The following is a 20,056-nucleotide window of genomic DNA, read 5'->3' on the forward strand; positions in this document are numbered from 1 at the left end:
TACTCACAGCGGTACGCGCAACGCCCCGTCGATCAGTTCGGCGGCCCGCCCCGCTTCGGCGCAGCCGCTCGCGATCAGGTCGTCGCGCACCGCGCGCAGCCGGTCGCGCAGCCGCTGCGACTCCATGCCCCGGGCCCGCTCGGCCATTTCCACGGCGGTGGCCGCCGCCCGGTCCGCCTCGCCCTGGCGCAGCTCGACATGGGTCAGCATGGCGAGCCGGTGCACTCTGCCCCGGTCGTGCGCCGGGGTCCGTACGGCCGCCGCCGCGTGTTCCCTGGCCCCGGGCAGATCGCCGAGGCCGAGCAGCGCCTCGGCCACCTGCACATCGACCAGGCCCGGCTGGACGTACCCCGTCTCGTCCGGTTCCTCGCCCGGACGGATGCGTTCCGCCTTCGACTCGGCGCGCCGGATGCAGTCCAGGGCGCTGCCCGCGTCGCCGAGGTGGGCGTACGCCTTGGCCTGCATCGCGTACAGATCGGTGGCCAGCGCGGGAGTGATGTGGCCACTGGCGGCCCGGAGCGCCGCCTGCGCGAAGGCCACCGACTGCCGGTACTCGGCGAGGCACAGCGACTGGTTGACCAGCAGGGCGATCACATAGCCGCCGAGCCCCCGGTCCCCGCTCGCCTTGGCCAGCCGCAGCGCCTGGTGGAAGTAGCGCTGGGCGAGCCCGTGCGCGTCGGAGTCGTAGGCGCAGATGCCCGCGACGGCCACCAACCCTCCTGTCGCCCGGTGCAGTTGGCGCCCCGTCGCATCGCTGTAGGCGCCACGCAGCAGCGGGGCGGTCTCCGCGTTGAGGAAGCCGACGATGCGGGATCGGGTCGCGATTCCGCCTGCCCTGCGGTACATGAGTTCGTAGTGGGCACGGGCCGCGCGCAGCGTCACTATGTCGGCCGCGCCGACCCGGGTGGTGCCGCTGCGGGAGACATCGAGGTCCTCGGGCGGGTTCTCCCATTCCCAGACGGGCATCACCGCCGTGGTCCCCGTGACGGCGGCCGAGGCGAGTATGTGCGGGCGCTGCTGTGCGTCGGAGCGCCACAGCGCGGTGGTCCGCTCGACGAATCCGCCGAGTGTGGACGCGGGCCCACCCGCACCCGCACCGGCGCCCGGAGCCGCCATGCCGATGTCGTCCAGTGCAAGAGGCCTGTTCAGCCGGTTCCCGAGGACTTCGCAGACCAGGTCCGGCACCTGGCCACGGGGGCGCTGCCCCTTCAACCAGCGGGCCACCGCGGTGTGTTCGTACCGCAGGCACAGTCCGCGGGAGCGGCCGATCCGGTTGATGTGCGCGGCGAGGCCGGCCCGGGAGACGCCCGCCTCCTCGATCAGGGCCGCCAGCAGAACGTTGGGCTCCGTTGCCCCCATGTGCCCCTCCGGTGGTTCGGCACGCCGAGGCGTGTCGCACCAGTGGAGCACGATTCACACGGGGTGTGAACGTAATGCCCGAACCGTCCCGCCGCGCGCTCTGGCACGCCGGGGCCCGGGTCGGTTGAATCAGTCGTCTCGCAAGAGGCGGCCGGGTCGTCTGCTCCCCCTCGTACAGCCGACGACCCGCACCCGCGTCGTCCGTTACCGCCGGCCTGCCCGACACTCCGCGGCGGCGCGGACGGCGCCGGATCGCACGACCCACTGCCCACGGATCGGAGGGTGGCTGCGGGATCGGCACGGAGCCGGGTTCCCCCGGGCCGGGCCGGGGCCCGCGTGCGGTCCTCGCCGTTCGGCGAGCACGGGAGGGGCGCGTCCGGTGACCGGATGCGCCCCTCCCCACGTCGCGGCCGGCAGACATGACCAGTGGCCGCCGTCGAACTGAAGGATCCGGTCCCGTTCCTGCGCGCTGGGTCCCGTTCCTGCGCGCTGGGTCCCGTTCCTGCGCGCTGGTGAGCTGGTTCTGACCACCGGCCTGCGCCGGCGTACCCGCCGGGCGTGGGACCGGCTGGTACGTGACCTGGTCGCCGTGCCCGTCGCGGCGCTCTGCATCGGGATCGGGCTGGTGCGCGACCGGGTGCCGGCGGGGTTGCGGGACGCCGCCGAACGGCACGGGCTCGCGCTGTTGACGTCCCCGGTGGAGATCCCGTTCATCCAGATCGGCCGGTGGACGGCGGATCAGATCTTCGCCGAGCAGTACGCGCGGACCCGGCTGATGATCCGCCTCCAGGGCGAGATCATGGGAGCGCTGCTCGCGGGCCGCGGCCCGCGTCATCTCGTCGCCGTACTGGCCCAGCATCTGACCGCCGAGGTCGCCGTCCTCGACACGGCGGGCACGGTGCTGGAGCAGCACTCGTCGGCCGCGCGCCGGCCGGCGGAGCCGTGTCGTCCCCGACGGGCCCCGAATCGTCGTCGAACGCGCCGGGCGAGCCGGAGATCCGGCCCGCCCGGCGGTCGAGGACGAAGGCGCCTCACGCGCCCCGCAGCACCGCGCCCGTCCGCTCGGCGGCGAGCGCCACCGCGGCGTCGCGCGCGGCCGAGGCCTCGTCGACGGTCAGCGTGCGGTCCGCCGCGCGGAAGCGCAGCGCGTACGCCAGGGACTTGCGGCCCGCACCGATCTGGTCGCCGGTGAAGACGTCGAACAGCCGCAGCGATTCGAGGAGTTCACCCGCGCCCTCGCGCAGCGCCCGCTCCACCTCGGCGGCGGGGACGTTCTCCGCGACGATCAGCGCGACGTCCTGGGTCGCCACCGGGAAGGCGGAGATCCGGGGCGCCTGGAGCGCGCCGTCGGCAGCCTGCTCCAGGAGGTCGAGTTCGACCTCCATGGCACAGGTGCGCTCCGGCAGGTGGAGCTCCTTGATGACGCGCGGGTGCAGCTCACCGGCATGCCCGAAGAGGGTCTCCGTGCCGTTCACCGTGACGTACAGCGCGGCGCAGCGGCCCGGATGCCACGGCGCGTGCTGGTCGCTGCGGACGGTCACCTCGACACCCGCCTCGCGGGCGATCGTCCGGGCGGCCTCGACGGAGTCCGCCCAGTCGGCCGGGCGGCCCTTGCCCCACCAGCCGGCCTGCTCGCGGGCGCCCGCGAGGACGACCGCGGCGCGGCGCGGCTGGCGCGGCAGCGTGGCGTCGAGCCCGGCGATCTCCTCGTCGGTGGGACGGCGGTCGACGGGCAGCCGTACGGCCTTCGTCTCCGTACCGGTCAGTGGGGTCTCCCCTGCTCGAACGGAGCCGAGAGCTTGGGGAAGGAAGACCAGGCCGGTCTCGAAGAGAGCGAGGTCGTGGCTGCCGCGACCGTCGTTGCGCCGCAGTGCGCCGAGCAGGCCCGGCAGCAGCGTGGTGCGCAGCGCCGGCTCCTCGTCGGAGAGCGGGTTCACGAGCTCGACCGTACGGCGGCGGGCGTCGTCGGTGTCGAACCCGAGCTGGTCGAGCACGGCGGCACCGATGAACGGGTAGTTCAGCGCCTCGACGTAGCCGGCTCCGGCGAGCGCCCGGCCGATCCTGCGGTGCAGCCGCTGGCGGTCGGTGAGCCCGCGGCCGGACGGCGGCGTCGGGAGGGTGGACGGGAGGTTCTCGTACCCCTCGAGACGGATGACCTCTTCGGCGAGGTCGTTCGGCTCGCTGAGGTCCGGGCGCCAGGACGGCACGGTGACGATCAGCTCGTCCTGCCCGTAGACGTCGCAGCCGACCTGCTGGAGGCGGCGTACGACGGTCTCGCGGCCGTAGCCGACCCCGGCCACCCGGTCGGGGTGGTCCGCCGGCATGGCGATGGTGCGGGGCGCGGACGGGGCGCTGACCTCGGTGGCGCCGGCCTCGGCGGTGCCGCCGGCGAGCAGCACCAGCAGGTCGACGGTGCGCTGCGCGGCGGCAGCCGCGGCCTGCGGGTCGGAGCCGCGCTCGAAGCGCTTGGACGCCTCGGAGGTCAGCTTGTGGCGGCGCGCGGTCCGGGCGATCGAGATCGCGTCGAAGTGCGCGGCCTCGATGACGACCTCGGTGGTGCTGTGCGTACCGTCCTGGACGTCCGCGATCTCGGTGTTGGCGCCGCCCATGACACCCGCGAGGCCGATCGGCCCGCGGTTGTCGGTGATGACCAGGTCCTCGGCGTCCAGGACGCGGGCCGTGCCGTCGAGGGTGGTGAGCTTCTCGCCCTGCTGGGCGCGGCGCACCCCGATCGGCCCGTCGAGGCGGGTGCGGTCGTACGCGTGCAGCGGCTGGCCGAGCTCCAGCATCACGTAGTTGGTGACGTCGACGGCGAGCGAGATGGGGCGCATCCCGGCCTTCTGCAGCCTGCGCTGCAGCCAGATCGGGGAGCGCGCCTCGGGCTGGAGGCCGACGACGGTGCGCGCGGTGAACTTGTCGCAGCCGATCGGGTCGGCGATCTTGACCGGGTAGCCGAACGCGTTCGGCGCGGGTACGTCCAGGAGCGCCGGGTCGCGCAGCGGCAGCCCGTACGCGATGGCGGTCTCGCGGGCGACGCCGCGGATGGACAGGCAGTAGCCGCGGTCCGGCGTGACGGCGATGTCGAGGACCTCGTCGACGAGCTGGAGCAGCTCGATCGCGTCGCTGCCGACCTCGTGCTCCGGGGGCAGCACGATGATGCCGTGCGTGCCGTCGTCGCCCATGCCGAGCTCGTCGGTTGAGCAGATCATGCCGTGCGAGGTCTTGCCGTACGTCTTGCGCGCGGCGATCGCGAAGTCGCCGGGCAGGACGGCGCCCGGGAGGACCACGACGACCTTGTCGCCGACGGAGAAGTTACGGGCTCCGCAGACGATCTCCTGCGGCTCACCGGTGCCGTTGGCGTGGCCGACGTCGACGGTGCAGAAGCGGATGGGCTTCTTGAAGCCCTCCAGCTCCTCGATGGTCAGTACCTGTCCGACGACCAGCGGGCCCTTGAGGCCGGCGCCGATCTGCTCGACGGTCTCGACCTCCAGACCCACGGCGACGAGCTTGGCCTGTACGTCACGGCCGGTCTCTGTCGCCGGCAGGTCGACGTACTCCCGCAGCCAGGAAAGCGGGACGCGCATCAGATCTCCATCCCGAACGGCCGGGTGAACCGGACGTCACCCTCGACCATGTCTCGCATGTCTTCGACGTTGTGGCGGAACATCAGCATCCGTTCGATGCCGAACCCGAAGGCGAATCCGCTGTACTTCTGGGGGTCGACACCGCAGGCGATGAGCACCTTGGGGTTGACCATGCCGCAGCCGCCGAGCTCGATCCAGCCCTCGCTGCCGCAGGTGCGGCAGGGACGGTCCGGGTTGCCGACGGACGCGCCGCGGCAGACGTAGCAGACCATGTCCATCTCGGCGGACGGCTCGGTGAACGGGAAGAAGTTCGGCCTCAGCCGGGTCTTCATGTCCGGGCCGAAGAGCGCCTGGACCATGTGGTCGAGGGTGCCCTTGAGGTCGGCCATGGTGAGGCCCTCGTCGACGGCGAGCAGCTCGATCTGGTGGAAGACCGGGGTGTGCGTCGCGTCGAGCTCGTCGGTGCGGTAGACGCGGCCGGGGCAGACGACGTAGACGGGGGGCTCGCGGTCGAGCAGGGTGCGGGCCTGGACCGGCGAGGTGTGCGTACGCAGCACGACACCGGACTCGTCGCTCTCGGCACCGTCGGCGCCCCGGACGAAGAAGGTGTCCTGCATCTGCCGGGCCGGGTGGTCGGGCACGAAGTTCAGGGCGTCGAAGTTGAACCACTCGGCCTCGACCTCGGGGCCCTCGGCGACCTCGTAGCCCATGGCCACGAAGACGTCCGCGACGCGCTCCATGAAGGTCGTCAGCGGGTGACGGGCGCCGGCCGGGACGCGGTCGTAGGGCAGCGTGACGTCCACCGCCTCCTCGACCAGGACGCGGGCGTCCCGCTCGGCCTCCAGCTCCGCCTGACGGGCGGCGAGGGCCTTGCTCACGGCGCCGCGGGCCTGGCCCACGCGCTTGCCCGCCTCGGCCTTGGCCTGTGGCGGCAGTGCGCCGATCTCCCGGTTGGCGAGCGACAGGGGCGAGGTACCACCGGTGTGCGCGGTCTTCGCCTGGGCGAGCGCGTCGAGGTCACCGGCGGCAGCGAAGGCGGCGAACGCCTCGTCCCGCATGCGCTCGATCTCTTCCGGTTTCAGTGCCTCGACCTCGACTGGGTCGTACGACTTGTTCGGTGCCGACATCTCTTCCCGTGCTTCCGATTGGCTGATACTGCGCTTACCGGGGAATGCCCCGGACCCCCATGGCCCCGATCGACGACTGGAGGACGCAAAGGTGCCAAAGGTCGAGTCTAAGGGCCACAGGATGTGTGGGAGGCCCGTGGGCCGCTCAGACCAGGTAGGCCGGCGCGCTCACGGGCAGAATAAATCGGAATTCCGCGCCGCCTCCAGGGCCGCGACCGACGGTGATCGTGCCGCCGTGCGCCTCGACGATGCCCTTGACGATGTAGAGGCCCAGGCCGGTGCCGCCGCGCTTGCTCCCCCGCCAGAAGCGGGTGAAGACACGACCCATCGACTCCTCGGGGATGCCGGGGCCTTCGTCGCTCACGGTGACGGCCGTTCCCTTCTCGTCGCTCTTCGCGGGTACGGATGCGGGTGCGACTTCAATGGTGACGGTTCCCTCGCCGTGGCGCACCGCGTTTTCCAGCAGGTTGCCGAGCACCTGGTCGACCTTGTCCGGGTCGGCCCAGACCGCGGGCAGCGGCTGGCAGGTGCGGACGAGGAAGCGGTCGGGGGTCTGGCCGTTCGCCGTGAGGGTCTGGATGTGACGTTCGACGGCGGCGGAGAGGTCCACGGGCTGCCGGCGCAGCTCCAGCCTCCCGGAATCGATCCGGGAGATGTCGAGCAGTTCGGCGATGAGCCGGGTGACGCGGCCCGCGTCGGCGTCGACGGTCTCCAGCATCAGGCGCTTCTGGTCATCGGTGAACCGTGTCCACTTGGCGAGGAGGGTCGCGGTGAAGCCCTTGACGGAGGTCAGCGGGGAGCGCAGCTCGTGGGCGACCGTGGCGATCAGCTCGGCGTGGCTGCGTTCGGTGCGGCGCCGGGCCTCGGTGCCGCGCAACGAGATCACCACCCGGCGTACGGGACCGGTCGGGTGCTCGCGTACGTACCGTGCGGAGACCAGGACCTCGCGGCCGCCGGGCAGCAGCAGATTGCGCTCGGGCTGGCCGACCCGGATGGCGAGGCCGCCGTACGGATCGGTCAGCGCCCACCAGCGGCGGCCCTTGAGGTCCTCCAGCGGCAGGACGTGCTCCAGGGGGCGGCCGAGAGCGGCGGCCCGGGGCATGGCGGTGATCCGAACGGCGGCGGAGTTGAAGCAGATGACCCGGCCGGTCTCGTCGGCGATGACCAGGCCGTCGGGGAGGTCGTCGGGATCGACGGTGAGGTCGACGGCTCCGGTGTCCCGGCTGTGGGTGTCCCGACTTCGGATGTCCCGGCCGTCGATGTCCCGGCCGTACGGATGCGCGCCGTCGGGGTCCTGGCCGTCGGCCGGTTCGTCCGCCGGGCCGGGGCCGTCACAGGCGCGCACCGCGGCCGTGCGTGTCCCGCGCGGCATGCCCATGCCGACAGCCATATCCCGTACCCCACCTCTCGAACCGGTGTAGTGGGCCCCCGAGTTCGTCACCCTACTAGTCGTCGGTGACGGAGCGACACCCTGCGGGGGGGCGCACTCACACGGTGCGCCGTCGGTGGGGTACGGGCATGGCGTCGGTCAGGCGGCGACCTCGACCCGGTCCCCGACCGGCCGCTCCGCCCGCTCACGCCGCACGAGCGATCCGGAGGCGAACGATCCGGCCGCCGTGCAGGCCGCGATGACCAACAGGAGCAGGGCCGCGCCCCACGACGCGCCGTTCGCCGCCCTGGTCAGCGAGGTGGCGGGCAGCGGTACGAATCCGGCCACGACGCCCGCGAGGTGGTAGGACATCGCGACGGCACGTAGCGGAACGCCTCGGGGAACATGCCGGAGACCACCGCGCCGATGGGGGCGTACGGAATGGAGAGTGCGCCGATCCCGAGCCCGACCCCGAGGTGGACCAGTGCGGGCCTGCCGGTGTCGACGAGCCGGAAGGCCGGGAAGGCGACGGCCATGGTGACGAGGCCGCCGATGGCGCAGACGGTCCAGGAGCCGATCCGGTCGGCCTCCTCGTCGAGTCCGACGATGCGGCCGTGCAGGGCGCCGAGAGTGCGGGCGGTGGACCCTCGCCGCGGCTGCCGACCAGGGTCTTTCGTTCGGATCAGGCCGGATCAGGGAGCGGCCCGCCGCGGAGCGGCTGATGTCACCGTGGTGCCGTACATCGCAAGGCGGAGGAAGGAGCCGATGGGGTCTCCCCTGCTCGAGCGGAGCCGAGAGCTCGGGGAAGACCGACGACAACGCGGCGAGGCGCGGCACCGGGGCACGCGAGCCCGGCCTGATCCAAACGAGAGGCCCTAGCGGCGCGGGCGCTGGGCCCGTGCGGAGGCGTACAGGCACACGGCCGCCGCCGTCGCCAGATTGAGGCTCTCCGCCTTGCCGTGGATCGGCACCCGCACGACGGCGTCGGCCAGCGCGCGGGTCTCCTCGGGCAGGCCCCATGCCTCGTTGCCGAAGACCCAGGCGGTCGGCCCGCCCATGGTTCCGGCGTCGAGCTCGTCGTCGAGGTCGTCCTCGCCCGCGCCGTCGGCGGCGAGAATCCGTACGCCCGCGTCCCTCAGCCCCTGCACGGCCTGCTCGACCGGGACACCGACGGCGACCGGCAGATGGAAGAGCGAGCCGACGGACGCCCGGACGGACTTGGGGTTGTAGAGGTCCACCGAGGCGTCGGTGAGCACGACGGCGTCGGCGCCCGCGGCGTCGGCGCAGCGCAGCACCGTACCGGCGTTCCCCGGGTCGCGTACGTGGGCGAGCACGGCGACCAGTTTCGGCTTCGCGGCGAGGATCGCGTCGAACGGCGAGTCGAGGAAGCGGCAGACGCCGATCAGGCCCTGGGGGGTGACGGTCTGCGACACATCGGCGAGCACACCGCCGTCCGCGAGATGCACCCGCGCGCCCGCCGCGTGGGCGGCGTCGACGATGTCGGCGTACCGCTCGGCTGCCTCGACGGTGGCGAACAGCTCGATCAGCGTCGGTTCGCCGTCGCTGCCGCGGTGTTCGGCGGCCTCGCGCACGGCCTGCGGCCCCTCGGCGATGAACCTGCGCTCCTTGCCGCGGAAGTTGCGCTTGGCCAGCCGCCGGGCGGCGGTGACGCGTGGCGATCGCGGGGAGATCAGTTCGGGGGTGCCCATGGTCGGCGGCGAGCCTCTCTGCGTACGGAGGTGAGGGACGTACGGAAATTGTCGTGCAACGCACCGGACCCGCAGACGACGAGCGCCTGCGGGTCCGGCTCAGAAAACAGGAAGTGCGACCTGGGTCAGGCAGCCTTCGGGGCGTTGACGTCGCTCGGGAGGGCCTTCTGGGCGACCTCGACGAGAGCGGCGAACGCGTTGGCGTCGTTGACCGCGAGCTCGGCCAGGATCTTGCGGTCCACCTCGATGTTGGCGGCCTTCAGACCCTGGATGAGGCGGTTGTACGTCATGCCGTTCTGGCGGGCAGCGGCGTTGATGCGCTGGATCCACAGCTGACGGAAGTCGCCCTTGCGCTTCTTGCGGTCGTTGTAGTTGTAGACGAGGGAGTGGGTGACCTGCTCCTTCGCCTTGCGGTACAGGCGGGAGCGCTGGCCCCGGTAACCGCTGGCCTGCTCGAGGATTGCCCGGCGCTTCTTGTGAGCGTTTACTGCCCGCTTGACGCGTGCCACTTTTTAACTCCTTGTAGCGGGGCCGTGGTTGGACTCACACGGCCCGGAAACGAATTGGTCCCGGTCTGAGTCGAGCTCGCCGCCCACGGGTTCACCGCGGGCCACGGACTCACTTGCCGAGAAGCTTCTTGATCTTCTTGGCGTCGGACGGAGCCACTACGACCGTGCCGGTCAGCGAGCGGGTCTTCTTGGACGACTTGTGCTCAAGAAGGTGGCGCTTGCCGGCGCGCTCACGGAGCACCTTGCCGGAGCCGGTGATCTTGAAGCGCTTGCTGGCACCGCTGTGCGTCTTGTTCTTCGGCATCGCGCCGTTCTCTCCTCGTCAGTGGCGCCCCTCGCGGTGCGGGCACCGGACAGCAGGGGCGTCAGATCTTGGTGGGAATTCCGTGGAGACCCGGGGCCGCCTGGATGGCGGCCCCCTGAGTCACGCCTCGGAAGGTGTGTCGCCCGGAGCCTCGGGCTGCGCTTCGGCAGCCTCGCCCGCGGGTTCGGCGTCGGGGGTGGAACCCTGACGCTCCGCCTTGCGGGCGGCCTGGGCCTCGCGGGCCTCGGCCATGGCTTCGGTCTTCTTCTTGTGCGGGCCCAGAACCATGATCATGTTCCGGCCGTCCTGCTTCGGGTTGGACTCGATGAAACCGAGTTCCTCCACATCCGAAGCGAGACGCTGGAGCAGTCGGAAGCCCAGCTCGGGGCGGGACTGCTCACGACCACGGAACATGATCGTGATCTTGACCTTGTCGCCCTGCTTGAGGAACCGGACGACGTGACCCTTCTTGGTGTCATAGTCGTGCGGGTCGATCTTCGGCCGGAGCTTCATCTCCTTGATGACCGTGTGCGCCTGGTTCTTGCGCGCCTCACGGGCCTTCATGGCCGACTCGTACTTGAACTTCCCGTAGTCCATGAGCTTGCACACGGGCGGACGGGCGGTCGCCGCCACCTCGACCAGGTCGAGGTCGTACTCCTGTGCAAGTTCCAGGGCCTTGGCAAGCGGAACAATCCCGACCTGCTCGCCGCTGGGACCGACAAGTCGCACCTCGGGAACGCGAATCCGGTCGTTGATGCGGGGCTCGGCGCTGATGGATCCTCCTCGGTAGCACCACGCGGCCGTCTGGCGGACAGCCACGTAACGTCTGTTTTCGTCAGACCAACCGCGCCGGTGCAAGAAAAATGCCCCGGACGGGACACAGGCGGGGCTCCTGGAACAACCGGAACACCGCCGCGGTCAACCGCGGGGCGTATCGGGCGGCTCCATCGTCCGTACGGAACGATGGGCGCCACCTGACCGGTGACCCGCCGTCCGAACGGACAGCCAGGTGGGAGATCGGAGCCTCCACTTGTGGGCTGAGCACATAGCTGCACAGCCGGTCGTTACACCAGGCTAGCAGCTCCCCCGGGCGGGCGCGAACCGGCTGCCGCCCACCGCTCCCGCAGACGGGGCGGCATCGCAATGGGCCTATCGTATGGCGCATGAGTGACGCGACCCCCACCACCGATTCCCCCGGCTTCGACGACATGGCCCGCGACATCGCGGAGGTGCCCGCGGTCGAGGTGATCGTGACGGTCGCGGTCAATCTGATGAGCGCCGCCGCCGTGAAGCTCGGGCTGACCGAGGAGGGCGACGAGCACAAGGACCTCGACGAGGCCCGAAAGCTGGTTCATGCGCTGGCCGGCCTGCTGGACGCCAGCACCACCGAGATCAGCTCCTTCCACGCGGCTCCGCTGCGTGACGGCCTGAAGTCGCTGCAGCTGGCGTTCCGCGAGGCGTCGCTCGTTCCGGACGAGCCCGGCCAGGGTCCCGGCGAGAAGTACACCGGCCCCGTCTACGGCTGAGTCCGCACGGCCCCCGGTTCCGCCTCCCGACTCCTGACGGTTGTGAGCCCCCGCCCAGGACGGGCGGGGGCTCACAACCGTCAGGCAGCGGATCAGCGGGTGAACAGCGTCCGGCCGGGCGTGGCCGCATCGGCCGGGAGCAGCGCCAGGTCCAGGCCCCGCTCCAGGCGGGCACGCAGGACGTCATCGGCCGCCAGCCGTTCCGCGACCCGGCGGGCCGCGTCGGCGGGGTCCGCGCCGGGTTCGAGGACGAGGGCGAGGGTGCCGTCGGCCCGGCCGGGGCCGAGGTGGGCGCGGAGTACCGCGGGCTCGGCGGCGACGGCGTCCCGTACCGCGGCGGTGACCGCGGGGTCGTCCAGCGGGTCGGCGCTGGTGCGGCCTTCGGCGAGGGCCAGCAGCGCGGACCCGGTCAGTTCGAACGCGACCGGGCCGGCGAGATCGAGGACCACCGTGTCCGCCTTCTCGTGCGCGGCGGCCTGCAGCGCCTGGTGCAGGGGCACGGCGACGGGGCGGGCCTGCGGATCCCAGAGCGCCAGCGATGCGGTCGAGGTGAACGCGGGCAGCGCGCGGCGGTCCCCTGCCTGAAGGGTCGGGACGGCCATGTCGCTGGTCTTCTCGCGGCGCAGGCCGTTCTCGTCCTCCTCCACCTCCCCGAGCACGGCGACGACCGGGACCAGGAGCCGGGCGCCCTTGAGGGCTTCGAGTACTGGGCCGATGGCCTTTCGGTCCTCGGCCCAGGCGGCGAGTGCCGCGCTCAGGGCCGGGTCGGCCGTGCCGTCGTCGTCGGAGTAACCGGGGTCCGGAATGTTCTTCATCGCCACAGGGCGAGCGTAGTGCCTGGGGTTTCTCGCTCCGGCAGCCGGTCGGGCCGAGCGGGCTCGCGGGGCAGGTCGGCGCCGGCCGGCAGCGGGAGGGGCCCGGCGCCGGTGGGCGTGCTCGACGGGGACGCGGACGCGGAGCGGTGGCGGACGGGTTCGACGCCGGACGTCGAGCGATGGCGGACGCGGAGCGGTGGCGGACGGGCTTGACGCCGGACGTCGAGCGGTGGCGGACGCGGAGCGGTGGGCGCGGTCAGCGCCGCACGGTGGACCGCCTGCCGCGCCACAGCACCACGGCCAGTGCCAGCAGGACCGCTCCGAGGCCGCCCGCGGCCGGGGCGAGCCAGCCTGCGGGGCCGTCGTGGTGCTCGGAACCGGGACCGGGACCGAAGTACCGCTTCCGGTATCCGGCCTCGGCGGATTCCGCGCGCAGACCGGCCGGCCGGAGCGTGGCCCCGGCCTCGATCGCTGCGACGGGGTCGACGATGCCGTACCCGCGGGCGTCGTCCCGGCCGGACTCCGGGGCGCTGCGGGCGGTGTCCGTGAGCAGTTGCCTGATCTGGGCGGGCGTCAGTCCCGGATGTGCGGCGCGGACCAGGGCGACCGCGCCCGAGACGAACGCGGAGGCGGCGGAAGTGCCCCACTCCACGTAGTACTGGCGGTCGGGGGCCGCGACGACGATGTCGACTCCGGGGGCGCTGACGGTGGCGTACCAGCGGCGGGTGGAGAACGCGGCATGGGTGCCGTACCGGTCGACAGCGGCGACCGCGATCACGCCGGGATAGGCGGCGGGGTACGAGATGTGGTCGCCTTTCTCGCCCCCGTTGCCCGACGAGGCGACGACGACGGCGCCCTTCTTCAGCGCGTACTGGACTGCGGCGTCCTCGCCCGGTTCGGGGTGGGCCGACTTGCTGTCGTCGCCGAGCGAGAGGTTGATGACGTCGGCGCCGTGGTCGGCGGCCCAGCGGATGCCGTCGGCGAGAGCCGTGCCACGGGACTCCCGGGCCTTGGCGCGGGCCGGGTCGGAGGCTTCGAGGATCACCCGGACCGGCAGGATCTTCGCCTCGGGCGCGATGCCCAGGACCCCGTCACCGCCTCCGGCACCATGGCCGTGACCTGCGATGATCCCCGCCATCGCGGTACCGTGCCGTGCCCAGGACCGGTCGCCGCGGCCGGCGCCGAAGCCGATCATGTCCTTGCCGGGCAGCACCTGGCCCGCCAGGTCGGGGAGGCTGCCGTCGACCCCGGTATCAACAACCGCGACGGTGATTCCCCTGCCCTTGGTGGTTCGCCAGGCCTGATCGGTGTGGAGCGCCTCAAGGCCCCACTGCTGGTCCCGGATGGCGTCGGCCCTGGCCGGCGCCGCGGGCAGGAGGGCGAACGCGGTGGCGGCGCAGACCGCACCCAGGGCGCGACGGCGGGTGCGGGTGCCAGTGCGGCGGATCATTCCGGCTTCTCCGTGAGGTCGGTGATGGTCCGGCGCAGGCCACGCTCGATCCGGTCCGCTATTCCCTTGGCCTCGTGGCCGAGTCCGGCCTGGGCGGCGGCCGTGGTGGCGTTCGCGGTCACGGCCTTGTCGACGGGTTGCGGATCGGTGACCGTACGGCCGTCGGCGAAACCGGAGACGGCGAACACGACGACGGGGACCTCGGTCAGTACGTGGACGGTCCAGCTGGCGCGCTGCCGGTCGCCGAACCCGGCGGCCACCGTGCCCTTGACGGGATACGTGCGCGGCATCAGGTCGGTACGCAGACCGAGGTGCTGGTCGGTGAAACGGGTGCTCAGCGCTTTCATGGCCTCGGTGTCGCCCTCGGTGAAGATCACCCCGACCGTGGTGACGCTGCTGCTGGTGGCGTCGGTGTAGGTGGCGCGGAGCATGCGCGCGCAGCCGACCGGCCCGAGCGTCCGGGCCAACAGCGGGTCCAGGCCCGTCCGGCAGCCGCTGTCCGGGGCGACGGCGACCCGGGTCCAGACCCGGTCGGCCCCGCCGGGCCCCGCCCCGTTGCCGGCCAGGGTGCGCGGGAAAAGGGTGTCCACGGGGACGCTGTGCCAGGCGGAGCGGCCCACGGTGTAGGCGCTGCGGGCGGCCGGGTCGGCGGAGGAATCGCTGGTGAGCCAGGCGCCGGTGGCCGCGCCGCCGATCAGCCCCAGCCCGAGCACGGCACAGGCCGCGGCGGTCGCGGTCCGGACGGGGCGACGGCTCGGGACGGGACGCAGCCGGGTGGTGGTCTCGGCGGGCGTCTCGGGGACCGGATGGCGGTACGGGTACGGGTACGACTGCTGCTGGTACGGGTGCGGGACGTGCGGCCGGCCGGACGGTGGCGGGGCCGCTCCCGGACGCGGGGTGAGGTCCACGGCGCCGACGGGCCGTCGCCGGGTGGCGGCGGGCGGCTGCTCGGGGCGGGGCGGGGCGGTGTCCGGCGTGGGCACGGGCACGGCGGGGGCGGCGGGGGCGGCGGACGGCGGGACCGCTGCCGTGGGCGGTGGCGGGGTCGTCGGGTGCGGCGGAACAGACGCGCCCGCGGACGGCGCGGCCGGCCCCTGCGCCGATGGTGGCGGGGTCGTGGGGCGGGGCGGAACAGGAGCGCGCTGCGCCTCGGTACTCATCCGCCCCCCTGGTCCTCTTCCGTACCGTGCGCGGATCGACGTCACAGGCAGGCCCGTTGGTTGCCGCGTGCCCGTCACTCTACGGGGTGGAACGGCCCCCGTGGGAGCCTGACGCCCTGCCCACGGGCGATCTGCACGGATCATCCCCCTACCCAGTGGTACGGACGTCTGGCAAGCTGCGGCCATGACTGCCCGCGCCGCTGACCGGACCCGTTACAACCGGGCCACCGCCCATCTGGACGCCCCGATCGCCGTCGTCGATCTGGACGCGTTCGACGCCAATGCCGACGATCTGGTGCGCCGAGCCGCCGGGAAGCCGATCCGGGTGGCGAGCAAGTCGGTGCGTTGCCGGGCGCTGCTGGAACGGGTGCTCGCGCGGCCCGGGTTCGCCGGGATCATGTCGTTCACGCCGGCCGAGTCGCTGTGGCTGGCGCGGGCCGGTTTCGAGGACGTACTGCTGGCTTACCCGTCGGCCGACCGGGCCGCCTTCGCGGAGCTGGCCGCCGATCCGAAGCTGGCCGCGGCCGTCACGGTGATGGTGGACGACCACGCGCAGCTGGAGCTGATCGACGCGGCGCGGGCCGGTGGCCGCGAGGAGATCCGGGTTTGTCTGGAGCTGGACACCTCGCTGCGGCTGCTCGGCGGCCGGGTCCGGGTCGGGGCCCTGCGTTCCCCGCTGCGCTCCCCCGCCCAACTGGCTGAACTGGCACGCTCGGTGGCGCGCAGGCCCGGCTTCCGACTGGTGGGGCTGATGGCGTACGAGGGCCATATCGCCGGGGTCGGGGACGCGGTCGCCGGGCGGCCGCTGCGCTCTCGGGCTATCCGGCTGATGCAGGCCGCGGGCCGCAAGGAACTGGTGGCCCGGCGGGCCGAAGTGGTGCGGGCGGTACGGGCGGTGGCTCCGGACCTGGAGTTCGTGAACGGCGGCGGCACCGGCAGTGTGCAGCACACGGCGGCGGAGCGCGCGGTGACCGAGATCGCGGCCGGGTCGGGGCTCTACGTACCGCGGCTGTTCGACAACTACACGTCGTTCACGGCGCGTCCGGCGGCGCTGTTCGCCCAGCCGGTGGTGCGCCGGCCGGGTGTGGGCGTGGTGACGGTCCTCGGTGGCGGCTACCCGGCGTCCGGACCGGCGGGGGCGGACCGGCTGCCCGTCCCGTACCTGCCGGAGGGGCTGCGCTACGACCCGCAGGAGGGGCCGGGCGAGGTGCAGACCCCGCTGCTCGGCGCCCCGGCCGACGATCTGCTGATCGGTGACAAGGTGTGGTTCCGGCACGCGAAGGCCGGTGAACTGTGCGAGCGCTTCAACGAGTTGCAGCTCATCGAGGGCGACCGGGTGACGGCGACCGTGCCGACGTACCGGGGCGAGGGCCGTACGTTCCTCTGAGCGCCGGACGGTCCGTGGTGGCCCGCCGGCGCGCCTGGTAGCCGGCGCGGCCGGCGACGCTCACGGACGCGGCGGCGAGCTGCTGGTGGGATGGAACACTAAACGGGTGTGACGTACGCGCCGGAGATACCCCCGTCGACGAGGAAATCGGTGGCGTTGACGAACGAGGAGTCGTCGCTCGCGAGGAACGCGACAGCCGCGGCGATCTCCGTGGCCTCGGCGAACCTGCCGACCGGGATGTGCACGAGCCTGCGGGCCGCCCGTTCCGGGTCCTTGGCGAACAGCTCCTGGAGCAGCGGGGTGTTGACCGGCCCGGGGCACAGCGCGTTGACCCGGATGCCCTCGCGGGCGAACTGCACGCCGAGTTCGCGGGACATGGCGAGGACGCCGCCCTTGGACGCGGTGTACGAGATCTGGCTGGTGGCCGCGCCCATGACGGCGACGAAGGACGCCGTGTTGATGATCGAGCCGCGGCCCTGGCGCCGCATGTAGGGCAGGGCGGCCTTGCAACAGAGGTAGACGGAGGTGAGGTTGACGTCCTGGACGCGCTTCCATGCCTCCAGGCCCGTGGTGAGGATGGAGTCGTCGTCGGGCGGGGAGATGCCCGCGTTGTTGAAGGCGATGTCGACGGAGCCGTAGGTGTCGAACGCGGCCCTGAAGAGCGCCTCGACCTGTTCGGGGTCGGTGACGTCGACGCGTACGAAGGTGCCGCCGACCTCCTCGGCCGCGGCCTTGCCGGCGTGCTCGTCGATGTCGGCGCAGACGACGTTCGCGCCCTCCGACGCCAGGCGGCGTGCGGTAGCCAGGCCGATGCCGCTTGCGGCTCCGGTGATGACGGCGGTGCGGCCGACGAGGCGGCGGCAGATGTTCTCGTTGTCGGTGGTGGTCATGCCGGTTCAAGCCTCCGTACTGATGAAGACGTTCTTGGTCTCGGTGAATGCGCTCAGCGCGTCGGGGCCGAGTTCGCGGCCGAGCCCGGACTGCTTGTAGCCGCCGAACGGGGTCCAGTAGCGGACGCTGGAATGGGAGTTGACGGAGAGGTTCCCGGCCCGGACCGCCTGTGAGACGCGCAGCGCGCGGCCCACGTCACGGGTCCAGACCGAGCCGGCGAGGCCGTACTCCGTCGCGTTGGCGAGCCGGACGGCGTCGGCCTCGTCGTCGAAGGGGAGGACGACGGCGACCGGTCCGAAGACCTCCTCGGTGGCGACGGGTGAGTCCGGGCGGACGTCGACGAGGACGGTCGGCGGGAACCAGAAGCCGGGCCCCTCGGGCGCTTTGCCGCGGAGCGCGGTCGCGTTCTCGGGGACGTGGCCGCGGACCCGTTCCCGTTGTGCCCGGGAGATGAGCGGGCCCATCTGGCTGTTCTCGTCGAAGGGATCGCCCACGACGACGGACTCGATCGCGGGCGCGAGGAGTTCGAGGAAGCGGTCGTACGCGGACCGCTGCACCAGGATGCGGCTGCGGGCGCAGCAGTCCTGGCCCGCGTTGTCCAGGAACGCCATGGGTGCGGCGGCCGCGGCGGCCTCGATATCAGCATCGGCGAAGACGATATTGGGGCTCTTGCCGCCGAGTTCGAGGGTGAGCCGCTTCACGCGGTCGGCGCACTTGGCCATGATCCGCTTGCCGACGTGGGTGGAGCCGGTGAAGACGATCTTGGCGACTCCGGGGTGCTCGACCAGGGCGTTTCCGGTGACGTCGCCCGCGCCCGGCAGCACCTGGAAGAGGTGTTCGGGCAGGCCCGCGTCCAGGGCGAGCCGGGCCAGCCGCAGGGCGGTGAGCGGAGTGGTCTCGGCGGGCTTGAGGAGCACGGCGTTCCCGGCGGCGAGGGCGGGGGCGAGGCCCCAGGCGGCGATCGGCATGGGGAAGTTCCAGGGCGCGATCACGCCGATGACGCCGAGGGGTTCGAGGAGGGTGATGTCGATTCCGCCGGGAACGGGGATCTGCCGGCCCGCGAGTCGTTCCACTCCCCCGGCGGCGTAGTCGAGCAGATCACGGACATTGCCCGCTTCCCAGCGGGCGTTGCCGAGGGTGTGACCGGCCTCCTGGACCTCCAGCCGGGCCAGCTGTTCGGCCTCGCCGTCGACGGCGGCGGCGAAGCGACGCAGCAGCCGCGCTCGGTCCGCGGGCGCGAGGGCGGCCCAGGTGCGCTGGGCGGCTGCGGCCCGTTCCACGGCCTCATGAACCTCGTACGAGGTCGAGTCCGCGACGGTCGCCATGGTCTCTTCGGTCGCTGGATTGATGATGCGGCGCTCGTTCGACAACGGATACCTCATTCGCATTCGAAGAAACGGGGCAGCCCGTCGCTGCGCGCTGCCACTTGTCAATCGGGAGCAGCACGGATCCAGGGCTCAGTGCACGGACCAGCGATACGCCCGGTCAAAGCCTCTCAAATGCCCTGCGGAGCTCCCAGTCGGTTACCGCGGCGTCGAAGGCTTTGAGCTCGACACGCGCCATGTTGCCGTAGTGCGCAACGACTTCTTCGCCGAAGGACGCTTTCGCCACCTCGCTGCGTTCCCAGAGTTCGGCTGCTTCGCGCAGCGTGGTGGGGACGTGGTCGTACGAGGCGGCGTAGGCGTTGCCCTCGCACGGCTCGGGGAGTTCGAGGCCCTTCTCGATGCCGTGGATGCCCGCCGCGATCAGTCCGGCGACGGCAAGGTACGGGTTGACGTCACCGCCGGGCAGCCGGTTCTCGAAGCGCATCGAGCGGCCGTGGCCGACGACGCGGAGCGCGCAGGTGCGGTTGTCGTGGCCCCAGGCGACGGCGGTCGGGGCGAAGGAGCCCGGCTGGAAGCGTTTGTAGGAGTTGATGTTCGGTGCGTAGAGGAGGGAGAAATCCCGCAGGACGGCCAGTTGTCCGGCGAGGAAGTGGCGCATCACCGGGGACATGTCGCCGTCCTCGCCCACCATGGCGTTGCGCCCGGCCTCGTCGATGGACTGGAGCGAGAGGTGGATGTGGCAGGAGTTGCCTTCGCGCTCATTGAACTTGGCCATGAAGGTGAGTGAGACGCCCTCCTGGGCGGCGATCTCCTTGGCGCCCGTCTTGTAGACGGCGTGCTGGTCACAGGTGACCAGGGCCTCGTCGTAACGGAACACGATCTCATGTTGCCCGGGGTTGCACTCGCCCTTCGCGGACTCGACAGTGAGACCCGCGGCAGCCATGTCGTTGCGGATGCGGCGCAGCAGCGGCTCGACGCGGCCGGTGCCGAGGACGGAGTAGTCGACGTTGTACTGGTTGGCCGGGGTCAGATCGCGGTAGTTGCGGTCCCAGGCCTGCTCGTAGGTGTCCTTGAAGACGATGAATTCGAGTTCGGTGCCGACGTGGGCCGTGTAGCCGTGCCCGGCGAGTCGTTCCAGTTGTCTGCGGAGGATCTGGCGGGGTGCGGCGACAACGGGTGCGCCGTCCTCCCAGGCGAGGTCGGCGACGACCATCGCGGTGCCCGGGTGCCAGGGGACGCGGCGCAAGGTGGTGACGTCGGGGTGTAGCGCGAAGTCACCGTAGCCCTGATCCCAGGAGGACATGGCGAATCCGTCGACGGTGTTCATGTCGGTGTCGACGGCGAGGAGGTAGTTACAGCCTTCGGTTCCGTGTTCCATGACTTCGTCGAGGAAGAAGGAGGCCGCGAACCGTTTGCCCTGCAGTCTTCCCTGCATGTCGGGGAAGGCGAGGACCACGGTGTCGATCTCGCCGCTCCCGACGAGGACGCGCAGTTCCTCGACGGAGAGCGGGGCTGTTCGGTCGGACACGGATGGATCCTCT

General features: G+C 71.9%; 17 protein-coding genes and 1 pseudogene. 3 read left to right on the forward strand and 15 right to left on the reverse strand.

Going from position 1 to position 20,056, the window contains the following annotated elements; genetic code table 11:
• Window positions 1–3 precede the first annotated feature (3 nt).
• Window positions 4–1,359, reverse strand: a complete 1,356-nt coding sequence (locus tag OG306_RS06725; protein ID WP_266907152.1) for a transcriptional regulator — start codon at window positions 1,357–1,359, stop codon at window positions 4–6.
• 502 nt (window positions 1,360–1,861) lie between these two features.
• On the opposite strand from OG306_RS06725, the pseudogene OG306_RS06730 reads away from it, so the two are divergent.
• Window positions 1,862–2,077, forward strand: a pseudogene (locus tag OG306_RS06730) (PucR family transcriptional regulator ligand-binding domain-containing protein); the annotation flags it as partial.
• Window positions 2,078–2,390: 313 nt separating this feature from the next.
• Here the strand turns inward: OG306_RS06730 and pheT are convergent.
• From pheT to infC, 8 genes are all read right to left on the reverse strand, one after another.
• Window positions 2,391–4,943 carry a phenylalanine--tRNA ligase subunit beta gene (gene pheT, locus OG306_RS06735; protein WP_266745193.1) on the reverse strand — a complete coding sequence of 851 codons (2,553 nt, stop codon included), beginning with the start codon at window positions 4,941–4,943 and terminating at the stop codon, window positions 2,391–2,393.
• Window positions 4,943–6,070: a phenylalanine--tRNA ligase subunit alpha gene (pheS, locus tag OG306_RS06740; RefSeq protein WP_266745194.1), complete on the reverse strand. Its 1,128-nt coding sequence runs from the start codon at window positions 6,068–6,070 to the stop codon at window positions 4,943–4,945. Before pheS ends, pheT begins: the two co-directional genes overlap by 1 nt.
• A 145-nt stretch (window positions 6,071–6,215) precedes the next feature.
• Window positions 6,216–7,460 (reverse strand): sensor histidine kinase, encoded by a 1,245-nt coding sequence (locus tag OG306_RS06745; protein ID WP_266745195.1) that lies wholly within the window; start codon window positions 7,458–7,460, stop codon window positions 6,216–6,218.
• Between the two features lie 138 nt (window positions 7,461–7,598).
• On the reverse strand, window positions 7,599–7,811 hold the full coding sequence (locus OG306_RS06750) for a hypothetical protein (RefSeq protein ID WP_266745196.1): 213 nt from the start codon (window positions 7,809–7,811) through the stop codon (window positions 7,599–7,601).
• A 503-nt stretch (window positions 7,812–8,314) separates the two neighbouring features.
• On the reverse strand, window positions 8,315–9,148 hold the full coding sequence (locus OG306_RS06755; protein WP_266745197.1) for a TrmH family RNA methyltransferase: 834 nt from the start codon (window positions 9,146–9,148) through the stop codon (window positions 8,315–8,317).
• Between the two features lie 125 nt (window positions 9,149–9,273).
• The gene (rplT, locus tag OG306_RS06760; RefSeq protein WP_018103794.1) at window positions 9,274–9,657 is read right to left on the reverse strand and encodes a 50S ribosomal protein L20; all 384 of its coding nucleotides are present in this window, start codon (window positions 9,655–9,657) and stop codon (window positions 9,274–9,276) included.
• A gap of 109 nt (window positions 9,658–9,766) precedes the next feature.
• On the reverse strand, window positions 9,767–9,961 hold the full coding sequence (gene rpmI / locus OG306_RS06765) for a 50S ribosomal protein L35 (protein ID WP_072484441.1): 195 nt from the start codon (window positions 9,959–9,961) through the stop codon (window positions 9,767–9,769).
• Window positions 9,962–10,081: 120 nt separating this feature from the next.
• Window positions 10,082–10,780 carry a translation initiation factor IF-3 gene (infC, locus tag OG306_RS06770; RefSeq protein ID WP_266745198.1) on the reverse strand — a complete coding sequence of 233 codons (699 nt, stop codon included), beginning with the start codon at window positions 10,778–10,780 and terminating at the stop codon, window positions 10,082–10,084.
• Window positions 10,781–11,124: 344 nt separating this feature from the next.
• On the opposite strand from infC, the gene OG306_RS06775 reads away from it, so the two are divergent.
• Entirely contained in the window at window positions 11,125–11,487 is a 363-nt protein-coding gene (locus tag OG306_RS06775; protein WP_266745199.1) for a DUF1844 domain-containing protein, read from the forward strand.
• A gap of 92 nt (window positions 11,488–11,579) precedes the next feature.
• On the opposite strand, the gene OG306_RS06780 is transcribed toward OG306_RS06775, so the two are convergent.
• The 3 genes from OG306_RS06780 to OG306_RS06790 all read right to left on the reverse strand — a co-directional run bounded on the left by OG306_RS06780 (window position 11,580) and on the right by OG306_RS06790 (window position 14,660).
• Window positions 11,580–12,308 (reverse strand): SseB family protein, encoded by a 729-nt coding sequence (locus tag OG306_RS06780; RefSeq protein WP_266745200.1) that lies wholly within the window; start codon window positions 12,306–12,308, stop codon window positions 11,580–11,582.
• Between the two features lie 250 nt (window positions 12,309–12,558).
• Window positions 12,559–13,752, reverse strand: coding sequence for a type VII secretion-associated serine protease mycosin (mycP, locus tag OG306_RS06785; RefSeq protein ID WP_266745201.1), 1,194 nt, complete (start codon window positions 13,750–13,752; stop codon window positions 12,559–12,561).
• On the reverse strand, window positions 13,749–14,660 hold the full coding sequence (locus OG306_RS06790) for a hypothetical protein (protein WP_266752101.1): 912 nt from the start codon (window positions 14,658–14,660) through the stop codon (window positions 13,749–13,751). Before OG306_RS06790 ends, mycP begins: the two co-directional genes overlap by 4 nt.
• Before the next feature lie 436 nt (window positions 14,661–15,096).
• Between OG306_RS06790 and OG306_RS06795 the strand changes: the two genes are divergently transcribed.
• Window positions 15,097–16,299 carry an amino acid deaminase/aldolase gene (locus OG306_RS06795; RefSeq protein ID WP_266745202.1) on the forward strand — a complete coding sequence of 401 codons (1,203 nt, stop codon included), beginning with the start codon at window positions 15,097–15,099 and terminating at the stop codon, window positions 16,297–16,299.
• Window positions 16,300–16,397: 98 nt separating this feature from the next.
• Here OG306_RS06795 and OG306_RS06800 read toward each other — a convergent pair whose 3' ends face one another.
• The 3 genes from OG306_RS06800 to OG306_RS06810 form a co-directional block, all read right to left on the reverse strand.
• Window positions 16,398–17,189, reverse strand: a complete 792-nt coding sequence (locus OG306_RS06800) for a 3-oxoacyl-ACP reductase (protein WP_266745203.1) — start codon at window positions 17,187–17,189, stop codon at window positions 16,398–16,400.
• A gap of 6 nt (window positions 17,190–17,195) precedes the next feature.
• Window positions 17,196–18,572 (reverse strand): aldehyde dehydrogenase family protein, encoded by a 1,377-nt coding sequence (locus OG306_RS06805; RefSeq protein WP_371666219.1) that lies wholly within the window; start codon window positions 18,570–18,572, stop codon window positions 17,196–17,198.
• 103 nt (window positions 18,573–18,675) lie between these two features.
• On the reverse strand, window positions 18,676–20,043 hold the full coding sequence (locus tag OG306_RS06810) for a glutamine synthetase family protein (protein WP_266745205.1): 1,368 nt from the start codon (window positions 20,041–20,043) through the stop codon (window positions 18,676–18,678).
• Window positions 20,044–20,056: the final 13 nt, after the last annotated feature.

Origin of the sequence: Streptomyces sp. NBC_01241, from assembly GCF_041435435.1 — a bacterium.
Lineage (GTDB): Bacteria > Actinomycetota > Actinomycetes > Streptomycetales > Streptomycetaceae > Streptomyces.